Here is a 5,553-nt window from a genome sequence, read left to right as displayed (position 1 = left end):
AACGCTGGCTTTTTCGAAAAAAGCCCGATTTAGGGCACTTCTGTATCTGGCATACGTTTTCTGCGCTTCTGCTAAATCGTCGGTGTTGATGCCTAAATAATGAAGAGTCGTCTTCGTATCGGAGTGCCCTAGCATCATCGCGATCTTCTCAATCGGCACGCCCGAGAAATACATCTGCCTGCCGCAAGTTCTCCGGAGGTCATGGTTCGACAGGGGAAATCCCAATCGTTTGCCCAGGGCCTCGAGAATCTTGTTGATTGCTGACTTCCTGTAGGGATGCAGCTTTCCTCCCCTTTCGTATATGAGCAAATTCTCAGGGATTTTGACATCGGGGTTCTTCTTCTTTGCCTTCTCGATCTCCTTTTCTCTGAGTTCAAGGTATTCGTTAAGATACATCTCCGTCTGGGGGTCCCATGGGATGATCCTCGGCTTCCCTCCGTTTCTGCCTTTTTCAAGCACATGAATAGTGTTCTGTCTTCCCCTGTGGAAGTCCTTTACTCTCAGGTTGAGCACTCCGCACCTTCTTAATCCCAAATCAAGTTCAAGGTGCACGATGATCCTCTCGATGCCCCTCGCTTCCAATCTGACCAGAGCTGCCTCCTCGTCAGTCAGCCATCGGATATTCCTTGGCGAAGTGTCACCGAAGCCGAATTTCCACTTCGCCGACTCGCTGTTCCCGGACCACTTGAGGAAGGAGAGGAATATAGATATTGCGTTCTTCTTGTATCTTTCGCCGCCAGTAAGAAATTCGTCTTTGAGAAAGAGGACATCCTCTCTTGCAACCTTTTTGGGGTTAATTTCTCTGCCCGCATCGCTCAATGCTTGAAAGAGATTGCGAAGGGTGTAATCGTATGTTTTGATGGTAACCGCACTTCTCCCTCCTTCCTCCAGTTCGGTGAGATATCTTCTTATCTCGCTGCGGAGGAGCCTCAGCTTACTCGGCATAGGACTCCTCCCTAACAACTCTAGAGGTAGAAGGCTTTATAAAAGTGACCTTAGGCATCTCTCTGTTTAGAGTTAGCAAGGAAAGATTCTCACCGCTTCTCATATTTCCACATCACCATCGAAATGAACCAGTGGCAATGCCCGCATTCTTGCAATCCCTCAAGTGCTCCTATTCACCTCCATGCGTCTCTTTCCATGTCCATCGTTCAAACACCGCCTTCACCCGTCTTGTCTCATGCGTTTCACACGATCAACCCATCAGCCGCACCCCATGCCTTCATTGCATCTCATCGTTAAAAAAAACTGATGCTGGAAGCGAGTTCCAGCATCGCATTAGGTTTCGTAGGAGTTGCGCTGCAGGAGCACGCAGACTCCTCCTGGGCATCCGCTGTACCAAGTCGAAAGCGGCTATTTGTCTTCCTCTTCATCGAACGCATCACCCTCCGCCTTCGCTAGAAGCTCTTTGATGTCTTCTTCGAAGTCATCGACGCACTCCGAGGCTTCGTCCTCGGGGACGCCTCCTTCGATCAATGCCTCCTCGAGATCATTTAGGATACCCGCTATTTTTCTGTCATATTTTATATATGGATTCTTATTATTCATATCAGTAATTGCATATTACTAAATATAATATCAAGCTTTCGAAACAGTAAGAAAAGCCGCTGTTGCCTTACTGTTTCTGCACAATGAATTTAATGCTGGATATGAACAACAAAAATGCGCTACCCCTGATCGTCCATGACCGGAATTTTTTTAAAAAAACAGAGGTGTAATTGTGCGGAATAGTAATCGCTAAATACCAATAACTTCTTACTTATTACTTGTGACACACGCTGCGTGCTTGTCGAGCATCGTCCCCGTGCTCAATAAGAATGACAAGAGAGCGATAAGCTGGATAAATGAATTCCGCGTGGTGCTCAAGCTTGCGGAGACCGGAAACGAGTGGACGTACGTGGGGCGGCTCGCAGACAGGAAAGCCGATTCCAAAATAACCAGCCTCAACATGGAGGGCTTCACACGCCTGTCTCATCCCGGTGCAGCGAAGGCCTGTGAAAGGCTTGCTGATGAGGAGGTGGGCATACTTGAGAAAAAAAATATAAAGCCCCCCAAAAAAAGCAAGGAGACGCCGCACTATCGCATCGTCCCGACCCTCGAAGCGCTTGAGAGGATTTACCGCACGTTGCACATTGGCGTACTCTCAGTCATAAGGCAAACGGCTTGGGCGCAGGGAGTCATAGCGAAAGATCTGCGAAACTACTTATCCTCACGATTTAAACGGGAGGACGGGAAACCGATAGAAAAGGCTGAGCGGGACGAAATTGAATTCATGGTAAGGAACTCAACAAAGGCCTTAGCCGTGCTGCTCGAGCTGGGCAGCATGAATTCTAATATAAGTATCGAAGAACTCCGCCGCCAGATGCACTCAGCCTTCGCATTCGACCTCATCACGATGCCGCAGAGGGCGTTTGATGAGCTGGGCATGAGCGTGGAAATCGCATTCGAAACTCGCATCTCTCAGATGGGTTACTCGAGGGAGATTCGATCGAAAATTACCAGGTCGCCTTCAAATCTGTCAAATGATGCTGCATTGGATGGTGATGCGCATGAGGGATGAGCAGTTGAAAGAAATGAAGATCAGAATCAATGGCAATCTCTTGAACACCTATCCGCCTAACTGCGCAGGATGTGAGATATCGTTTACGGGGAATAGGATGTCAATTGGTGGATTGAGGAAAAGGCGTATACGATTCGACTCAACTGCGTATTCGATATCGTTTTCGATATATCGTTTACGCGGTTTCTCAAAGGAAATATGCATGGAGAAAGGAAGTGATTAGATGGCAAAGGTCAGAAGTGCACCACCTACAAAGGAAAGATACGACATGAAGCACCCCGTCGTTTCCATTCGGGTTACCGAGGAGCAGCTGAAGAAATTGGAAGTCATGGCAAAAACAGCAGGAATGCCCCGCGCACAGATCATGCGGATTGCGCTCGGGATTGAAGTAGGAAAGATTGAAGAGGTCTATTGGCGCGGATATTTTGACGGGTTTATAGCGGGAAAACGGTTGTATGAGGGATCGCTCACGTTCGAACGGTGCCCTAAGTGCGGTCATGTCAATGATTCGGAAATCGGCGAGACGGAGCCCGATTTCGGTCTTCCTGTATCCTTTCCCAAGTACTTAGATATTAAAACTCTCATCCAAGGCAAAAAGGACCACAATGAAGCAATCCCCCAAGGTGGCAAATCCCCGCCTGCAAGAGAATTCGGGGTGCGCAAGGTGAGAAAGGTAAGAAAGATCAAATTGGGATCTGCCTGAGGCGATCTTTTGCACTCTACAGTTCGCTATCTTTGATAATGCAAACTTTTCGATTGGTTGCGAGATGGTGCAACTCTCTGCCGGAGTGTGTATGCTTCGTCCTGAGAATTGAAATTCAATGAGAGGAAATAGGGTGTTTGGTTTTTGCCGAGTAAACACAAATGAACAGAAAAATATGCCGAAGCATATTGGAGATTTTGTGCAAATGTCGTTGTATTTTCCCTTAAGAACGCAAGCCTCTTTTCTATTTCATCTCGATTTCAAGCTGAGTCGGCGCGTCGAAAGGGGCACTTGATAAAGAATAATGCTTGTAATACTGAGACAAACCAAGCGGGACATCTGCTTCAACTTTAAATGCAGCTATTCCAAGCGGGATCGGTTGTGCGTCATTTGAATAGAACTGATATCAAAGACGACTGATTGAATAAGAAAATATATTTTGGTCGGTCGTATTAAATCTCTGGGATCAGAAATTTGGGAGTGCGATTCGATATGAAAATCAGTGAAAGCGAAGTAAGGAAACATCCAGTGGTAATCGTTGAGAGTTATAGGATCGGGATGTCTTTTGGGTTCATTGAGATTGCGTGGCATTCGCGGGAAGAAAAATTTCACTTATATGCGAGATTGAGGGAAAGGCAGATTCCAGCGCATATTCCTGGTGGCGCAGCGGCCGTCATCCGAAGAAACCAAGGCTATATGCACCAGGTCAGTAGCGAAGATCCGGACGGCATAAAGGTTCTCTTCAGAAGCAGAGACTTTCAAGAGGCAATTAACTGGGCAAAAAGGCAATTCAATATCCATTTAGAAACTGCGCCATGAAATTTGTTTGTGTGGAGATTTCATTTTCGGGGACAACAGGCACGATTTTTCAGTTATCTGTACCTTCGCAGACAACTTTCCTGGCGGCGTGTTATCAATGTCCAAATAGATACAAAATGAGGAATTTTACCGCTGAAATCTGGTTGCATATCCATCGACGGCTTGAGTGTTCAAAAAAAGGCGGCTTTAGAACTTTGATGTATTCGTTGAGACTGCGTTGTACATTCCGATTCGATGTATTCAGAATTAATTGTGGGTAACATCTGGACCGCGTGGAGATGCTGCTGATGTGTTAAATTTTTCTCTTTCATATCGCAATGATTTTCGCAGGGCGGACTACAATGATTTACAACCAATTTTGCAGAGAAGAGAGCATGAAACCGCAGTGCGGACGCCTTGGCCTTGCTGGATGAATAGATATTTCATTCAACACAGCTATTCTTCGAATGCGTAATCAAATTCAATGGCATAAGGGCACAGGGTCCTATACTGAAGGATTTCGCCGTCTTTCTTTATCTTGTAAAACCACGCAATCGCAAGGTGATACTTGCCCAAAGTGCCCGAGAGCTTATTCTGCGATTCTCCCCCAATTAACCCTCCTCTTCGCGTCGTTGATCGCCACTACGATCTCGATCTCCCCATCCGTCATGTAATCTTTGTCCTCCTCGCTCAGCACAGGCACGCCACGTGTGTACCTAACTTGGGGATGTGAGTGGAAGTATCCCAGTTTTTGCATGTGTATCAGCTTGGGGTGAATCTCGATCAGTTTGAGCCCCCTCCTCCAATTCGGCACGACCTGCGAAAACTTCCCCCTCGCCGATTGAAAGGGAATAGCATACTCGACGATTATGCGCCCAGTAGTCTGACATCCCAGTAGCACTCCGTGGCACTCGTTCTTGTAGACTTCCATGTAGGAAATGATTAAACTCATGAAGCCCGCGTCTGAAAGAAAAATCTCAGTCTTCTTGAACATAGATCTACCTCGTAATTTTTCCAGCAAACCACACAGCCGTTACCTTGATGCGGCGGGCTCTCTTAATGTGAATAGATGGATAATTTGTTAAACAATTCGATACTTCGATGTCTTTGAACTGGTGATATGCTTTGTCATATCTTTTGCATACTGCGAGCGGATTTTTCATTATGTCATCTATGATAGATGCAATTTTGAGCGAGACATTGCAATGACACCGAAATCGAATGAGGATTCAAAGATCTGAGGCAATTTTTGGATATCCTTATAAGAGCAGGGGCCCGGAATAGAGCTTTCATTCTTTTTAGCTCATTAATAAATGCCAACAACAATGGAATGTGCGCATTCCTGGTTTTCATTCCCTAATGGTTCTCTCAGGAACTATTATAGCGATTCAATCCGTGTGGAAATCAATCGCCGACTCTAGAGAAAAGCACAACAGAAGTATTGATGCTAGCCCGTTGCTGTCACACCCTTCTTTTGCGGGTAGTTTTGTCA

7 protein-coding genes are annotated in these 5,553 nt (G+C 46.3%); 4 read left to right on the top strand and 3 right to left on the bottom strand.

Annotated features, from left to right (window positions below):
* Positions 1-945, bottom strand: a 945-nt coding sequence (locus QW087_08205) for a site-specific integrase (protein ID MEM2944707.1), incomplete at its 3' end; no start/stop codon positions are given.
* A 408-nt stretch (positions 946-1,353) separates the two neighbouring features.
* Positions 1,354-1,548: a hypothetical protein gene (locus tag QW087_08200; GenBank protein ID MEM2944706.1), complete on the bottom strand. Its 195-nt coding sequence runs from the start codon at positions 1,546-1,548 to the stop codon at positions 1,354-1,356.
* A 238-nt stretch (positions 1,549-1,786) separates the two neighbouring features.
* Between QW087_08200 and QW087_08195 the strand changes: the two genes are divergently transcribed.
* From QW087_08195 to QW087_08180, 4 genes are all read left to right on the top strand, one after another.
* Entirely contained in the window at positions 1,787-2,560 is a 774-nt protein-coding gene (locus QW087_08195; GenBank protein MEM2944705.1) for a hypothetical protein, read from the top strand.
* Positions 2,550-2,783: a hypothetical protein gene (locus QW087_08190; protein MEM2944704.1), complete on the top strand. Its 234-nt coding sequence runs from the start codon at positions 2,550-2,552 to the stop codon at positions 2,781-2,783. Before QW087_08195 ends, QW087_08190 begins: the two co-directional genes overlap by 11 nt.
* Positions 2,784-3,263: a ribbon-helix-helix domain-containing protein gene (locus QW087_08185; GenBank protein MEM2944703.1), complete on the top strand. Its 480-nt coding sequence runs from the start codon at positions 2,784-2,786 to the stop codon at positions 3,261-3,263.
* A 492-nt stretch (positions 3,264-3,755) separates the two neighbouring features.
* Positions 3,756-4,082, top strand: coding sequence for a hypothetical protein (locus tag QW087_08180; GenBank protein MEM2944702.1), 327 nt, complete (start codon positions 3,756-3,758; stop codon positions 4,080-4,082).
* Positions 4,083-4,650: 568 nt separating this feature from the next.
* Here the strand turns inward: QW087_08180 and QW087_08175 are convergent.
* The gene (locus QW087_08175) at positions 4,651-5,082 is read right to left on the bottom strand and encodes a hypothetical protein (GenBank protein MEM2944701.1); all 432 of its coding nucleotides are present in this window, start codon (positions 5,080-5,082) and stop codon (positions 4,651-4,653) included.
* Positions 5,083-5,553 lie beyond the last annotated feature (471 nt).

The organism is Methanomassiliicoccales archaeon, assembly GCA_038850735.1.
Classification (GTDB): Archaea; Thermoplasmatota; Thermoplasmata; order Methanomassiliicoccales; family JACIVX01; genus JACIVX01.
Note: the sequence above shows the minus strand (reverse complement) of the source record. Positions and strands in the feature narration are given on the sequence as shown.